This window comes from Actinomadura rupiterrae, from assembly GCF_024172125.1.
Classification (GTDB): domain Bacteria; phylum Actinomycetota; class Actinomycetes; order Streptosporangiales; family Streptosporangiaceae; genus Spirillospora; species Spirillospora rupiterrae.
This window is the reverse complement of sequence record NZ_JAMZEA010000013.1, coordinates 174294-189070: the sequence shown is the minus strand read 5'-3', so window position 1 is coordinate 189070 and position 14777 is coordinate 174294. Positions and strand designations below refer to the sequence as shown.

The 14777-nt window shown below is 69.4% G+C and carries 15 protein-coding genes and 1 pseudogene; 6 read left to right on the top strand and 10 right to left on the bottom strand.

Annotated elements, in window-relative coordinates; all coding sequences use genetic code 11:
* The first annotated feature begins 2 nt into the window (after positions 1 to 2).
* Positions 3 to 494: an ATP-binding protein gene (locus FHU30_RS37585; RefSeq protein WP_253882331.1), complete on the top strand. Its 492-nt coding sequence runs from the start codon at positions 3 to 5 to the stop codon at positions 492 to 494.
* Between the two features lie 51 nt (positions 495 to 545).
* On the opposite strand, the gene FHU30_RS37580 is transcribed toward FHU30_RS37585, so the two are convergent.
* Positions 546 to 866, bottom strand: coding sequence for an STAS domain-containing protein (locus FHU30_RS37580; RefSeq protein WP_253882330.1), 321 nt, complete (start codon positions 864 to 866; stop codon positions 546 to 548).
* A gap of 249 nt (positions 867 to 1115) precedes the next feature.
* Positions 1116 to 1310, bottom strand: a complete 195-nt coding sequence (locus FHU30_RS37575; RefSeq protein WP_253882329.1) for a hypothetical protein — start codon at positions 1308 to 1310, stop codon at positions 1116 to 1118.
* On the opposite strand from FHU30_RS37575, the gene FHU30_RS37570 reads away from it, so the two are divergent.
* A complete protein-coding gene (locus FHU30_RS37570; RefSeq protein ID WP_308211470.1) occupies positions 1240 to 2301 on the top strand; it encodes a helix-turn-helix domain-containing protein in 1062 nt (353 codons plus the stop codon). The genes FHU30_RS37575 and FHU30_RS37570 overlap by 71 nt on opposite strands.
* 62 nt (positions 2302 to 2363) lie before the next feature.
* Positions 2364 to 2945, top strand: coding sequence for a dihydrofolate reductase family protein (locus tag FHU30_RS37565; RefSeq protein ID WP_253882327.1), 582 nt, complete (start codon positions 2364 to 2366; stop codon positions 2943 to 2945).
* Positions 2946 to 2999: 54 nt separating this feature from the next.
* Here FHU30_RS37565 and FHU30_RS37560 read toward each other — a convergent pair whose 3' ends face one another.
* Entirely contained in the window at positions 3000 to 3764 is a 765-nt protein-coding gene (locus FHU30_RS37560) for a TetR/AcrR family transcriptional regulator (protein ID WP_253882326.1), read from the bottom strand.
* A gap of 279 nt (positions 3765 to 4043) precedes the next feature.
* Here FHU30_RS37560 and FHU30_RS37555 point away from each other — a divergent pair, with 279 nt between their 5' ends.
* The 3 genes and pseudogenes from FHU30_RS37555 to FHU30_RS37545 all read left to right on the top strand — a co-directional run bounded on the left by FHU30_RS37555 (position 4044) and on the right by FHU30_RS37545 (position 7363).
* Positions 4044 to 5543, top strand: coding sequence for a carboxylesterase/lipase family protein (locus FHU30_RS37555; protein WP_253882325.1), 1500 nt, complete (start codon positions 4044 to 4046; stop codon positions 5541 to 5543).
* A gap of 231 nt (positions 5544 to 5774) precedes the next feature.
* Positions 5775 to 6584: pseudogene (locus FHU30_RS37550) on the top strand (DUF4184 family protein).
* Positions 6585 to 6739: 155 nt separating this feature from the next.
* Positions 6740 to 7363 carry a hypothetical protein gene (locus FHU30_RS37545; protein ID WP_253882324.1) on the top strand — a complete coding sequence of 208 codons (624 nt, stop codon included), beginning with the start codon at positions 6740 to 6742 and terminating at the stop codon, positions 7361 to 7363.
* Between the two features lie 127 nt (positions 7364 to 7490).
* Here the strand turns inward: FHU30_RS37545 and FHU30_RS37540 are convergent, their stop codons facing one another.
* The 7 genes from FHU30_RS37540 to FHU30_RS37510 form a co-directional block, all read right to left on the bottom strand.
* Positions 7491 to 8033, bottom strand: a complete 543-nt coding sequence (locus FHU30_RS37540; RefSeq protein WP_253882323.1) for a hypothetical protein — start codon at positions 8031 to 8033, stop codon at positions 7491 to 7493.
* Between the two features lie 68 nt (positions 8034 to 8101).
* Positions 8102 to 8425, bottom strand: coding sequence for a MerR family transcriptional regulator (locus tag FHU30_RS37535; RefSeq protein ID WP_253882448.1), 324 nt, complete (start codon positions 8423 to 8425; stop codon positions 8102 to 8104).
* Positions 8426 to 8537: 112 nt separating this feature from the next.
* Positions 8538 to 8984: an Hsp20/alpha crystallin family protein gene (locus FHU30_RS37530; protein WP_253882322.1), complete on the bottom strand. Its 447-nt coding sequence runs from the start codon at positions 8982 to 8984 to the stop codon at positions 8538 to 8540.
* Positions 8985 to 9226: 242 nt separating this feature from the next.
* Positions 9227 to 10537 carry a vWA domain-containing protein gene (locus FHU30_RS37525; protein WP_253882321.1) on the bottom strand — a complete coding sequence of 437 codons (1311 nt, stop codon included), beginning with the start codon at positions 10535 to 10537 and terminating at the stop codon, positions 9227 to 9229.
* Positions 10534 to 11829 (bottom strand): AAA family ATPase, encoded by a 1296-nt coding sequence (locus FHU30_RS37520; protein WP_253882320.1) that lies wholly within the window; start codon positions 11827 to 11829, stop codon positions 10534 to 10536. Before FHU30_RS37520 ends, FHU30_RS37525 begins: the two co-directional genes overlap by 4 nt.
* A 171-nt stretch (positions 11830 to 12000) precedes the next feature.
* Positions 12001 to 13512 carry a hypothetical protein gene (locus tag FHU30_RS37515; protein ID WP_253882319.1) on the bottom strand — a complete coding sequence of 504 codons (1512 nt, stop codon included), beginning with the start codon at positions 13510 to 13512 and terminating at the stop codon, positions 12001 to 12003.
* Between the two features lie 112 nt (positions 13513 to 13624).
* The gene (locus FHU30_RS37510) at positions 13625 to 14743 is read right to left on the bottom strand and encodes a TIGR03364 family FAD-dependent oxidoreductase (RefSeq protein WP_253882318.1); all 1119 of its coding nucleotides are present in this window, start codon (positions 14741 to 14743) and stop codon (positions 13625 to 13627) included.
* Positions 14744 to 14777 lie beyond the last annotated feature (34 nt).

The following is a 14777-nucleotide window of genomic DNA, read 5'->3' as shown; positions in this document are numbered from 1 at the left end:
CCATGCCAAACCTGCACTGGGACAAGGCCAAGAACTTCTTCGACCCTCGCCTGATGGGCGCGCTACCCGACCTCTTCATCACCGACACCACGGTCGAGGACTGGCAGAAGGTGTTCGACCTGGTGTTGAGGCGCGGCTGGGATTGGAAGTTCCAGGAAGGGACGACCGAACGCCCTCTGCCGACTGCGGCCGAGGCCCTCAACCGTCCCGCCGACGCCGAAGTGGTCGTACTCCGAGTTTGGCCGACGCCAGGAATATCGGTCATCTTCCGACCGTGGACGCCGACCGAGATCAACTTCGACATCGACCTGCGTGAGCTGCACGGCCAACAAGGCGTCGACTCGCTCTGCCGCTTGCTGCGCGATCTCGGCCGCGAGCTCGGCAAGCCCGTCACGATGACCGCAGAAGGCGGCCGCCCCGAACACGCCGTCCTCGGCTACGACCCCGTCGGCGACCGAGTCGTCCTACTAGCCGACCCGCTCGCGCCGCGTTGATCCCCTCCGAAATCGACCAGAAGTCCGCCGCCCGAACGCGTGGGTGGGGGCCTATAGCGCCGGCACGACTTCGAGGAGCTTTTCGGTGCCGGTGAGCTGCAGCAACTGCAGGACCCGGGGTGCGGGCGCGGCCACCAGCAGACGCCGGTTCTGGATGTGAGCCTGCTCGTCGGCGAAGAGGAGGGCCGTCAGGCCGCAGCAGTCGATGAACCCGACCGCCGACATGTCCACGGTGATCTGCCCGCCGGGGTGGTTCAGGATCCCCTGCAAACAGCGTTCCAAGATGGTCGCGGTGGCCAGGTCGAGTTCCCCGGCCACGGCGACCAGGCTGCCGTGGGGCTGTGGGGTCACGGTCAGACGTAGGTGTTGCATGGCGGTCCTTCCGGCTCACGCAGAGACGAGCTCATCCGCCGAGGACGTATGAGCTGGTGCTGGATGTGCCGGAACACGTGCAGCCGAGGTCTGGGGCAACAGCACCACGGCGTCGGAAGGAGCAGGACGCCGCGGCCCGTGAAGTTGTGTCCCGTGTGAAGCGGTTCGTAGTTTAGTAACCGCACCTCAACACCGGACGTGATTTTCCCAAGCCCCCTCCCGAACACGCCGTCCGATCACGGCCAGCACCTACATCCGCAGTCGGGATTCCAGGGCCGTGACGAGGTCGCTGACCGAAACCCGGCTCTGTTCGCCTGACTCCATGTCGCGGACGGCGACCGCGACATCGATCCGGTCTGCCTGGTCGTCAGCGGTGACGTCGTCCACCAGCTTCTCGGCAGTGGCCTGGCCCAGCCCCCGCGCCGCCGTCAGCTCGGCGACCACCCGCGCCAGCGGGATCGAAGCAGAACCGGCCAGACATCCAATCCAGGTGGACCTTGCAGAGGCTGGACGAGTCGGCCCGTGGATCGGCGTCGGTTCGTTGCCGACGGGGGCGGGGCCGGGCCGTCCTGGACGGGGCGTCGGTGATGATGTGGGTGTGGAGTATGTGTCCAGAGTGCCGCGCCCGCCGCTGGACGGGATGATCGACGACATCTATTACCTGGAGGGCGTCCCGCCGTACTCGCGGTTGTTGCTGCCGGCGGCACCGGCGCCGTTGCTGATCGTCAACCTCGGGGCGCCGTTCGTCATCCGCGCCGGCGCCGCCGTTGAGGCCCTGGAGTACCCCGACGGGTGCGCGGTCACCACACCCACCTGCGCGTGGGAGTTCAGCTATCCGACGCCGACCTGGTCGGTGGGTGTCCACTTCAAGCCGTGGGGTCTGGCGCCGTTCCTTCCGATTCCCGCGGCCGAGTTGTGTGACCGACCCGCGACGGTGGAGCAGATCTGGGGCCGGCCTGCCGTCACCGAGTTGCGGCGTCGGCTGAACCTGGCGGACCCGCACAAAATGCTGATGTTGCTGGAGGACGAACTGCAGCGACGGCTGCGGGTGATCGACGGTCTGGACCTGGTCCGCCGGACGAGCAGCGCCATCGCGGCGACAGGCGGGACGGTACCGATCAGCGACCTCGGCGTGGCGGCCCACGCCAGCAGCACTTACCTAGCCAAGCGGTTCAAAGCCATCGTCGGTGTCACGCCGAAACGGCTGGCCCGCAGCTACCGATTCAGCTCCACCGTGCTGGCGATCGACGTCGCTGCACCGGTCGACTGGGGAGAGGTTGCCGCTGGCGCCGGATACTTCGACCAGGCCCATTTCGGGCACGAGTTCAGGGAGTTCACCGGGCTCACGCCGACCCGGTACATCGAAGTCCGGCGGCGGTTCCTGCGCGAGCATCCCGGCCACGCACTGGACGGCTGGCCGCTACCGGCCGATTGATTTCTTACAAGAGCGACGTCGCACGCCACACAAGAGTGGGGGCTCCGAAACAAGGAGGAACCATGGGGAAAGTCGTCATGAGCGCGTCGGTCTCGGTGGATGGGTTCATCGCGGCCGACAACGACGATCCCGGACCGATCTTCGCGTGGCTGACCAGCGGTGACGTGCCGTTGGACGACGGTGGCGTCCTGAAGGTGTCGCAGGCGTCCTACGACTACACCCGGCCGTACTGGGACGAGATCGCAGTGACGATCGCCGGCCGCCACGTCTTCGACATGACCGACGGCTGGGACGGCACGCCACCGTCCGGGGTCGACCACGTGGTCGTCGTGACGCACCGGCCCAGGCCCGAGGGCTGGGACGCCCAGGCGCCGTTCCACTTCGTCGACGGCATCGAGGCCGCCATGGCCGAGGCGCAGAAGCTCGCGGGCGACCGCACGGTCGAGGTCGCCGCCGGCGACGTCGGCGGCCAGATGCTTGCCGCCGGGCTGGTCGACGAGGTGCGGATGGACGTCGCGCCCGTCGTGCTCGGGTCCGGCAAGCGCTACTTCGGCTCCGTCGACGCACAGCACCTGTTGCAGGATCCAGACGTGGTGATCCAGGGCAACCGGGTGCTCCACCTGCGCTATCAGGTGCGCCGGTGACCGGTCTGAGCGGGCACACGAAAAAGCCACTGGGACGGTGGCGCCACAAGTGAATTAGTCGGCAGGGTTGGTGGTGCGGCGGTTTTTATTTGCCGACAGGAGGACGTCGATGCCGTCCAGGATTCGTGTTAGGCCGAAGGTCAGGTCGTTGTCGTCGATATCGTCGGAATAATCATCGCCCACCATCAGGGACGCCACGATGGGATATCCGTGCTCGTGCAGCAGTGGCAGTAGGAATTCCTGCACCGCAGACGATTCGACGGACTCGGCGTTGCTCTGCTTGAGGTCGCGGCGCATATCGGCGATGCGGCGCGCATATACATCGAGCAGCAGCGCGCACTGAATCGCATCCTTGGGGCTGAGTCCGGCGCCGGTCAGGGCTTCCAGGATGGCCTCGGTCCAGCGCAGCAGGTTCGGCGTCATCGGCGCGCCCCGGACGGGCAGGTCCACGAGCCAGGGGTGGACGTCGCACCGGTCGATCATCGCCAGCGTCCAGGTCGTCGCCGCGGCCCGCCAGTGATCGGCGCCTGTCGCCAGCTCCGGTGGGGGACCCCAGCCGGTCTCGGCGAGCAGCACCAGCAGCTCGTCCCGGGACCGGACATATCGGTAGATCGCGTTGGCGGTGAGGCCGAGTCTCTTGGCGAGCTTCGGCATCGACAGCGCCGCGAAGCCGTCCGCGTCGGCCAGCTCGACGGCCGCCTGGACGACCTGCTCGACGGTCTGGGACGGCGTCCTCCCGAGCTTGCTCGTCTTGGTGGGCAGGCCCCAGGCCAGGGCAAGCCCCGGTGGCAGCTCCTGTGGATCAACGCCGGTCGGCATCAGTGGATCTTCCTCGCGAATCTCGCCGGACGCTTGACTTTGTGCGTCCCTTACACTTTTATTCGTGCGTACCTTACACAAAGACGATCGGGGTGGGGGATCTTGAGACGGCTCATGCACGGCCCAACGCGGGGCCGCGACCGTTCGCGGCGCATTGTGCCAGGTCACATGGGGACACTACTCGCTACAGCGCTGGTCTTCGGCACTTCGGCGTGTGCGGGAGCGGCGGGTGCCAGCTCGGCGAACCGGGTCGCCGAGACGAGCCGCGATGACGCCACGGTGATCTCCACCGATGCCGGCGCGGTACGTGGCAGGCTCACCGCGAGCGCGCGGCTGTTCCAGGGCATCCCGTACGCGGCCCCACCGACGGGGCCGCTCCGCTGGGCCTCCCCTCAGCGTGCCGCGTCTTGGTCGGGGGTCAGGGACGCGACGAAGCCCGGCAACCGGTGCGCGCAAGCGGGCGGGTTGATCGACGACGCCAGCGTCACTGAGGACTGCCTCTACCTCAACGTCACCACGCCCCGCCAGAGCAGCGCCCGCAAACTCCCGGTGATGGTGTGGTTCCATGGCAACGGCTTCATCAACGGCGCCGGCAGCCTGTATGACGCACAGCGCCTGGCGAACACGGGCAACGTGATCGTGGTGTCGCCCAATTACCGCCTGGGCATTTTCGGCTTCCTCGCACATCCCGCCCTCGATCACGGTGGGGCCCGGCACCTGTCGGGCAACTTCGGGCTTGAGGACCAGCAGGCTGCGCTGCAATGGGTCCAGCGTAATGCCTCGGCATTCGGTGGCGATCGGGCGAACGTCACCATATTCGGCGAGTCGGCCGGCGGTACGAGCGTCTGCTCCCATCTGGCGGCCCCCGGCTCGGCGAACCTCTTCCAGAAGGCGATCGTGCAGAGCGCGGAATGCACCGGTGAGAAATGGTCCCCGGGTCCGCCGACCTGGTTCCCGCTACCACGCGCCGAGCGTGAGCGGCACGGGCTTGAAGTCGCCTCCAAGCTTCACTGCCCGGATGTCCGCAAAGCCGCGTCCTGCCTCCGCGGCCTGCCAACGGAAGTACTCGCCGAGTGGTCCGACAAGGGCATCGGATCCGGGCCTACCACGGGCGGCGGCGTGCTTCCCCTCAGCCCGCAGAAGGCGTTCGCCACAGGTCGTTTCAATCGCGTGCCGATCATCCAGGGAATCACGCGCGATGAGCATCGCCTCTTCACCGCCGCCATCGAGGCCGCGACGCACCAGCAGACGACCGAGGCCAGCTACAAGAAGGAAATGCACACCCTCTTCAACGCGGCGGACGCCGCGCGGGTCCTGGCCCGGTACCCGAGCAATCACTTTCACTCGCCCGGAGAGGCGCTGTCGACAGTCGTGACCGACTGGGCGTGGGGCTGCCCCGTCCTCGATCGAAACCGCGCACTGTCCGCACACGCACCCGTCTACGCCTATGAATTCAGTGATGCGAACGCCCCATGGTTCACCACGCTGGCGAAGCCGAATTTCCCCACCGGCGCGTTTCACGGTGGCGAGCTGCAGTACATCTTCGATGACGAGCAGCTTCCCGGCCCGGCGACAACGGCGCAACGCAAGCTCTCCGATCAGATGATGCGCTACTGGGGCCAATTCGCTCACACAGGCAACCCGAACGGGCGCAATCTGCCGAAGTGGTCGCCGTTCCGAGGAAGCGACCACGTCCAATCCCTGGCGCCGAATGCGATCGGGTCGGCGGATCTCGCCAAGGAACACCAGTGCGCCTTCTGGGCCTCGATCGGCAACTGATCGCCTGAGGCGAACCGTGCGCACCGGGACGGACCCGACGAACCGTTAACCGTCCCAGCCTCCATCGGTGCTTCCCGCACTCACGACGGGAAGCACCGATGGCGCACGGCGACACACCAAGGGCCGACGACCCCCCAAGGGCGGCCGCGAAATGAGCACCAGGCGTTGATCACCATGGACGATCGCCGATGGGACTTGATCGCGCTCTAGGAGATGCCCTAGGCATGGCGTGTGCCGTTCACCCTGAGCCATCCAGCCGCTGTCATTCCGCTCGCACGGGGCCGACTCGTCCCCTCAGCGCTGGTAATCGGCTCGATGGCCCCCGACCTTCCCTACTTCGTTGGACTGCAGGGCCGGTTGCGGGACGCGACGCACGTCCCGCTGGGGATCGTCACCAGTGACCTCGCCCTCGGACTGGCCTGCTTCGCCGTGTTTCACCTGCTCTGGAAGCGTCCGCTGCTGGCGCTCGTCCCAGAACGCGCGCACGTCCGCCTGGCGGGCCCGGCGACCGGCTTCGCCCGCTCCATGCTCGCCTGGGTGCCGTTGTCGATCGTGATCGGAGCGGCCACGCACGTCCTGTGGGACGCCTTCACCCACCAACAGCACAGTTTCGCAGGCGCCCTACCCTGACTGGTCACAAAATCATGGGCTGGCCTGGAGCTGTTCCGCTGGCTGCAGTACCTCAGCGGTGTGTTCGGCGCGGTGACCATCGTGTGGTGGACGCTCCGCTGGTTCCGGCACGCGCCGTCGATGGCGAACCCTCCGCACCGCTTGCCCGCCCGGGCCGCTGCCCTCGCTGTCGGGAGCCTCCTGGCAGGGACGGCCGTGGGCGGCCTGCTGGGCGCGGCCACTCTGATCAACCAGCCCGACCTCCCTCGCACAGCGCACATGACCATCGTCTCCGCGGTCGAAGGCGCAATCGCCGGACTCGCCCTCGCACTGACCACCTACAGCCTGACCTGGCGCGCCGCGGACCTTCGCTCAGGCGGACGTCCCGGAAACGCGCAGCAGTATGGGCTGTCGCGCAGGCGCGGATCTTGAGCCGGACGTGGGGCCGGTCGGCTGGGCGATCCGCAGCCTGATGAACCGACTGTGGCCAGTGTGCGTCCATGAGTGGTGACCTTGCTCAGGAGAATGCACGCCAGGGAGCGTCGGCCCCAGGTCCGCCCGCGTGCCGGGTTATCGAAAGGGTCCTCATGACACCGCCCCCGTATGGACGCGCCCCCCGACATCGCCTGCCAATTGCGGGCAAGGTTTTTCTGGCAGTGTTCCCGGTCGTTGTGGTAGCCGGGTTAGTCGTCCAGCACTTGTGGAACGCCGGGACGTTCTCTGCTCCCGAGACCAAGTCCATCCCGGATCCGTGCCTTGTCCTGAACGCTCAGGTCCAGCAGATCATCGGTGGGCCGCCGGTGACCGGCCTGCCGACTACCTCCGACATCGGGGGCATTCAGACCAGAAGGTGCGTCTGGTCGCAGTCTGCTTCGCCCAGCGGCTCACTGAGCGTGGAGTACGACCTTCATCGTCGAGCCGACGGGATGAGCGGGATCAACAGCGCCCGCATCGGGATGGACGCCGACGTCCGGGTCGACGGGAGCTTCCCGAGCCCGACCAGCAGCACCACCATCGCGCACCTGGGCGATGAAGCCCACCTCCTGATCGGCCGCTTCGGCGACACCGCGGGCGAATTGACCCAGACCACGGTGGTCGTGCGACGGGCCAACGTGGTGATCGAGGTCCAGGGCACCGGATCGCCTGGCCCCGCAGCCGACCGGCTCACGCAACTCGTCGCCACGGCCTTGGCCGGGATCGCGACGCCGTGAGGCCGGCAGCCGGCTTTGGGCTCGATGCATCGACTGCGCTGAACAAGGCCACCCCGCGTCCGAGCGCGTAGCGGACGATGCGCTAACGCCGCCGCGGCCTGGCGTGGCTTGCCCCGGTCGCGCGTTGTTAGGGAGTGGGGGAGTGGTGGGGGCGATCTGGTTGGTGCTTGTGCGTGATGATTGTGCCTGGTCGGCGGCCTGGTGTTCTGGCATCGGACGGGAGTGTTCTCGGGCGAGCGGGATCGCCAGGGGTGTGTCGCGCTCGTGGCGGTGCTTGATCTCCGTTGCGAACGCTCTGACGGGATGGCGGGGACTGGCGGGCGTTGTCCTGTCGTGCGGCTGCCGCTCTCGCGTCGGCGATGGTGCGGTAGAGCGGCAACAGTGCCAGCGCGTTCGGTGTCGTCGCATCCGCCGCCTGCTCGGTTGCGACTGTGCCTAGGATGCGTCCGGCGGTGGTGAGGCGGAGGGCGTGCGTGGTGATCACCATGGCGGCGTCGGCACCGACGCGGGCCACCCGGCGCAGGTCCAGGATCACGTGTCGCCGCTGGTGGGACGCCTCGTGCAGCACGGCGTCCAACTCGGCGCAGGCTGTGATGCCGAGCTCGCCGGCGGCACGCACCAGTGCGGTCCACCGGTCGCGCGGGTCGATCAGCAGCCGCAGATGGTGCACGACGACTGTTCTCCTTCTTTCGCTGTCAGGGCCCGGCGAGGATGAGGTCGCGAAGGCCGGAGGCGGCTCTAGCGGGAGTTGCGATGGTGTTCGGCCAGCTGCCGGGCCAGCTCGTCGCGTTCGCGGGTGATCGCGGCCAGCTGATGCTCCAGCTCGATGATGCGGCGGATCGCCGGGAGGGTCATGCCCTCGTCCATCATGACCACCACCCGTTGGACGCGGCCGATCTCGTCGCGGCTGTAGCGGCGCTGCCCGCCGGGCGAGCGGGCCGGCGACACCACCTGCATCTCGTCGATGCGGCGTAGGAACGCCCGCTGGACGGCCAGCATGTCGGCGACCTGCCCGACGGTGAACAGCGGCGCGTGCTCGTCATCGAGCCACGACACGTCCATGGCCACTCACCCCCTTCCTTCCAGCATCGCAGGGCCTTCGCGCCGCCGGCCGGGGCCGGGCGTCTCCCTGCCACCCGGCCCCGGCCGGCCCTCGTTCACCGGGGAGACGTGCTCAGGCTTTGATCGCCTTGCCCTGGCTGCGCTGCACCTCGACCTTGCGCGGCTTGGCCTTGTCCAGGACCGGGATGCGCACCGCGAGCACGCCGTTGTTGTAGGCGGCCTCGATCGCGTCGGCGTCCAGGTGCTCCGACAGGTAGACGCGCCGGGTGAAGGCGCCCATCGCGCGTTCCCGGACGAACAGCCGGTCGCCCTCGTCGTACTCCTCCTCGCGCCGCGCGCTGACGCTCAGGACGCCGCGGTCCACCGTGACCTCGATCGAGTCGGGGTCGATGCCGGGCACGTCGAACCGCAGCAGCACGTCGTCCTTGCGCCGCAGGCCGTCCATGGCCATCGCGGTCCCGCTGCCCTGCCCGGCCGCCTGCCCGAAGGCCTGGCGGGCCGCCCGGTCGAACTGCCGCTCGAACTCCTGCACGAAGGGGTCGATCGATGTCAGCAGCATCGTGCTTCACCTCCGATGATCCCGGAAGCCCTCCTGCTTCCGGTGCCGGTCCGATGAGGAAACCTCCTAATCCAGTTGTAGATTTCCGGTGGCCTGGTGTCAAGTTCGGAGCGCCTCGCTTCTGTGAGCTGCTGCTATATGTGTCTCGACTCCTCTGCACCTGGCCTCACTGCCGAAGGCGCTGGCGGTTTCCTGCGAGCGGAGTTGCAGAGCTGGTCCCGCACTGCCGCCCGACGCTGCGTTCAGTTGATCGTGACGACGCGGGCCCAGGCGGGTGGCGCGTCGGGGACGTAATCGGGGTCGTCCTCGTCCACTTCGTGCGGGGGACGAGGGAAGAGGCCCACGACGGTGCGGCAGGGAGGCTGCTGGGCGGGCCAGGGGGTCTGGCCATCGGTCAGGGCGACGATCACGTCCGGGCGGGGGCGGCGGCGGAGCGCCCGGGTGAAACCCGAGCGCAGGTCGGTCCCCCCGCCGCCGATCAGTTCGAGGTTCTCGGCTCGGCAGAGGGGGACCGCGACCCCTGCGGCGGCGTCGCAGGAGATCACCGACACCAGGTCGCGCCGTCCGCCCACCGCGCGCGAGATCGCCGCCACCTCCAGCAGCGCGCTGCCCAGTTCGGCGTCGCTGACCGATCCGGATGTGTCGATCACTACGCAGACCTGGGGCGGTTTGCGGCGCAGGCTCGGCAGGAGGACGCCGGGGATGGCGGCCGCGCGCCGGGATGGACGCCGGTAGCTGTGGTCCTCTCCTGCCCCGGGGGCTCCGGCTGCCGAGCGGACCGCCGCTCCCAGCAACTGCCGCCACGGTTGCGGCGGATGGAACGCCTCGTCGGCCCAGCGGCGCCAGCCTTCCGGCGCGTCGCCCGGACGGCCTTTGATGCCCTCGGCGACCCGGAAGCGCACCGCGTCGCGCTGCTGCCGGCTCAGAGCGTGGGCGCCGTCCGGTCCCAGCTCCCACGGACGGGCCCGCCCGTCGGCCCCGCTGCCGCAGTCCAGCCAGGCCAAACCCGGTGGGAGCCCGGACAGCGAGGTCGTCCGCAGGTACTCCTCCATGAGCATCCCTTCGGGCAGCCTCAGCATGGACGGCAGCACCGCCCCGGCGGGCCGGGGGAGGCCGTCGCCGTAGATGTCGTCGTTGATCTCGAAGTCGGCGGCGATGTTCCGCCGCAGCCGATCGCCCGGCCCGTTCCTGCCCTGTTCGGCCGCATGCCGCTCTCCCCGTCCGTGGTGGTCGCGCAGCAGGTGGGAGACCTCGTGCACCCAGACGCCGGCCAGCTCCTCCACCGGGGTGCGCGCGACGAAGCCGGGGGAGACGTAGCAGCGCCAGTACGCGTCCACCGCCATCGTCGGCACGGAACCGTCCGGCACGATGTGCAGAGCGAAGAGCGCGCTGGCCAGGTAGGGACGGACCTTTACCGCATGCAGTCGAGCGGCCAGCAGCTTTTCCAGGTCCAGGGCGAAGGCGGATGGTTCACCGGAGCCGGGCGCCGGTGCCGGGGCGGCGGCAGGTGCGCGGCGCGGCGGCGCGGGACGGGGGCGGGGCATCGGCGTCATCGGCCCACCTGCGCCGTGCGCTTGGCGACGGCCGATGCGGTGGCCCGCAGCACCGACTGATCAGCCCGCCGGGCGAGACCGATCACTTCGGCCAGCCGTTCCACCGACTCGGGGACGTCCCAGTCGTCCCGCCGCAGCGAGGCCAAGACCTTCGCCGGGGCGACCAGCAGATCGGCGGGACCGGTCTCCAGCGCCCGGACGAGGACCGCCCACCCCGCCTCCCAGCGCTCGCGCTGTGGCCGCGCACCCACGGCGGCCACCACCGACTCCAAGGTCGCCTGACGCAGGTCTCCTCGTATCGGCAGTTCGGCGGATGCGGGGTCGGCCAGCAGCGACTCGGGGTCGGGCAGTTCCATCCGGTCCAGGTGGGCGAGGAGTTCGAGCCCGGCCCCGTCGCCCACCGCGCCCCGGATCAGCAGCGCCAGGACCTCCCGGGAGACCGACGCCGCCGTGCCGAAGGCCAGCAGTGTCAGCGCGGCTTCCCAGCTGCGGGGTGATGGCCAGGCGCCGCCGCGACGGGTCTCGGTGGTCGGCAGCCGGTGGATCAGCGTCGGCCGCGCCTGCAAGAATCCGCAGACCGCGCGCCGGGCGTAAGCCACCGCTTCCGGCAGCTCCTCGGGCACCAGCTGGGGCAGCTGCGCTCGCGGCCAGACCCCGCCCAATCCGCGTACAACGGTGTCCTGGTCGTGGACCCAGTACAGGTGGACGAACCGGTTGGCCAGCGGCGGGCTCAGCTCCCATCCGTCCGCCGCCGAGGCGCGCGGGTTGGCGGCGGCCACGATCCGTACCGCCGGCGGCAGTTGCAGCGCACCGACCTTCCGCTCCAGGACGACCCTGAGCAGCGCGGCCTGGACGGCCGGGGTGGCGGTGGACAGCTCGTCCAGGAACAGCAGTCCCCGTCCGGCCCGGACGAGGTCGACCGCCCACTGCGGCGGCGCCATCGGCACTCCGCGCGTCGCGGCATCATCGCCGAGGATGGGCAGCCCGGAGAAGTCGGTCGGCTCGTGGACGCTGGCGATCACCGTGGTCAGCGGCAGGTCGAGCGAGGCGGCGAGCTGCGTCAGCGCCGCGGTCTTGCCGATGCCCGGCTCGCCCCACAGCAGCACGGGCAGGTCGGCTGCCACAGCCAGGGTGAGCGCTTCGAGCTGCTCGTCGGGACGCGTCTCGGTGGTGGTGGTTCGCAGCAGGGTCAGGAGGTCGTCCGCGAGACCGAGTTGCCGGTCGGTTCCGGACGCGTCGGCGGACATCCCGGTCGTCAGGACCGAAGCGGACGAAAGGGCACTAGAGATCATTGGCATCACCTGGGAGAAGTCGAAAGGGACGGCAGGCCGCAGTGCGGCCAGGCCGTACGGAGTGGGCCTAGCGAGCGCGGGACGGTCGGCATGGGCGGAACGGGCGCAGGACGGTCGGTACTGGCGGAGCGGGCGCGGGACGGTCGGCATGGGCCGCCGTGCTGAGAGCGGTCAGCGCACCCGTGCTGGACGAGGACGCGCCCGACTGCCTTGAACGGGGAGCGTCGCGGGACGGGAGAAGGGGCGCAGACCGGACCGGAAGAGACCGTGGTCGAGACGGCGGGCCGCCGACGACTCCAGCGTCTCGCGCAGCGGCCCGTCGCGCAGGACCGCGGCAGGACCGAGCAGTCCTTCGACCACGGCCAGCGCCCCGGAGACATCGCCGTGCCCGAGCCGCTCCTGGACGGCCGGCAGCGCCTCCGGGGAGCGGTGCACCGCATCGATCGCGCGAAGGCACGGCAGCCCGGGGCCACCCAGCGCCACCAGCAACTCTTCCCGGCGCAGTTGTGCCGGATCGTGGTCGACCGCCGTCAACACCCCGTCCCGCAGCGCGATGCGGTGGACCTCGCCTCGGCACTCCACCACGTGAGGATCGCCAGGTTGAGGCACAGGACCGGGCGCGGACTCTGCTTCAGCCACCGGCAACGCTTCAGCTACCGGCCGCGCCTCGGCGACCGGCCACGCTTCGGCGACCGGCAACGCTTCGGTCACTAGCGGATGCAGCCGGTCGGTGGTAATCAGTCCGGCCCGCAGCAAAGCCAGATCCGGAAGGGTCCGGGCGGCGGCTTCCGGTAGCAGCGGCAGCTCTGCGTACGCCTGCGGCGGCAGCGCCTCTCGAAGCGGCCGGAATGTCGGGACGTGGTGGACGTCGGGAGCGACCAGCTCGAACGCCCGGCGATCACGGGCGCTGAGCCGCACGGTGAAAACCCCGCGCGAATCGCCCTCCGCGTCCAGCAACAGCTCGGCCTCGGCGGCCCACCGCGCCGACGCCCACGAGTGGTGATCGTTGAGGTCGGAGGGATGCGGCTGGACCGGGTCGTCCAGCCAGGCGAGCGGGTCCGGCCGACCGGCGGGCGCCAGGACCGGCGCGATGTTCGCACCGCTGCGCGACGCCAGTTCGCCGCACCGGCTGGAGTCCCACAGATGCCGGTGCAGGTCGAGCCGGAACCGCCGGTCGGGATGCGGGTGCGGATGGTGCGCGGGCGCACTGCCGCCGTGCCCGCCGCGATGCCCGCCGCGATGCTCGTTGCCGTGCTGGTTGCCGCCGCGCTCGTCCCAAAGCGCCAGTGACATCCGCTGGCCACCGTCCGCCCACGCCGGCGGTGTGCGCACCACCAGCTGCACCGGCGAGTTGCCGGAACTGCCATAACGGCTGAGAGAGACGGTCAGGCCAGGGCGGAGCCGTCCGTGGGGAGGGATGCGAGGCATGTGCCAACGCAGCAGATCCGGTGCCAGCCGACGCAGATCCGCTCGAAGGCGGGTGACGAACTCGGTGCCGTAGCGGTGACGTACGGCGCGCAGATCGAAATCGATGTCGATCCGGGCGGCGGCGCAGGCCCCCGCCCAGTCACCGACAGCACGTCGCGCTGTCGCAGTCTCGATCATGGACGGTGGCACGGCGTACTCGCGCACGCGCTGCCACATCAGCAACTGGGCCGGAATGTCCGCGAAGTGGAGTGCCATCAGCACTCACCTTGCGCGAACGATTCCCCCATTCCACATGAGGAGGTGTTCTTCATCGCGGACATCATAAGCACCTGAACGCGTCGGCACCACCAGGGGCGGCGGTCGCCGTTCAGGCGAGGAGTTGGTCGAGGATGTGCGGGGCGAGGCCGAACGCGGTGGTCATGCCTGCGCCGGAGGTGACCGACACCAGGCCGACGCCTGGCATGGGGACGCCGGTGAGGAACGGTTCGGGTGCCGAGGAGTAGACGCCGCGCCAGCGTTGCTTGACGGTGAGCGGGCCGGCGCCGAGCAGGGAGGCCGCCTGTTCAAGGATGGCCTGGTCCAGATCCTCGGACCGGAACGGATCGTGGGTCACGGCGTAGGCGTGGGTGTCGCCGATGAGCAGATCGCCGTCCGGGCACTGGGTGAGCATCAGGTTCAGACCCGCCTCAAGCAGACCCGGATGTTGTTCGGTCAGCCGCGCACGCAGTGCGGGGACGGTCGGGCACGCGCGGAAGGCGTCGTACCGGACCAGCGAGAAACCGCTGAGCACGGCGGGGTCGATCACTCGTCCGTGGGGGTCGCCGACCTTCAGCATGTGCAGCGCGCAGCGCCGGTGCTCTGCCTGCTCGGCCAGGTCGGGGAAGTGCCGGTCGATGTCGTGGCCCACCGCCACGACCGTCGCTCCGGCTTTGATCTCGCCTCGGGAGGTGACGACCAGGCCGGGTTCAACGGTGTGCATGGCGGTCGACCAGTGGAACCGCACGCCTTGACCAGCCAGCCAAGCAGCGAGCGCAGGCACCGCGCGACGAGGGTCCACGCGCAGGTCGAGCGGGAACCACGCACCGCCTACCGCATCGTCGCCGGTGGGTACGCGCTGCCGCAGTTGCGAGGCGTCCAGCAAGACCACATCGTCGCGGACGGCCTGGAACTCCTCCAGAACGGCGTACTCGTCCTCGGCCCGTGCCACCACGACCGCACCGGAGTCGCGGACCCACAGCCCAGCCTGTTCGGCCAGTTGAAGCCAGGTCTGCCGGGCCGTCGTCGCGTACTCCAGCGCCGTCGCGGTCTGGGCAGTGAGGCAGACGTATCCGAAGTTGCGGACGGACGCCCCGACCGGACGGTCATCGCGCTCCACGACGACCACCGACAGCCCTCGCCGCACCCCCTCCACGGCATGGGCCAGGCCGACGATCCCGGCGCCCACCACCACGAGGTCGGCCTGGTCCAGGCGAGGAGTAGAAATCATGACGATCAGGATTCTGGACAACGAATCCCAAGGT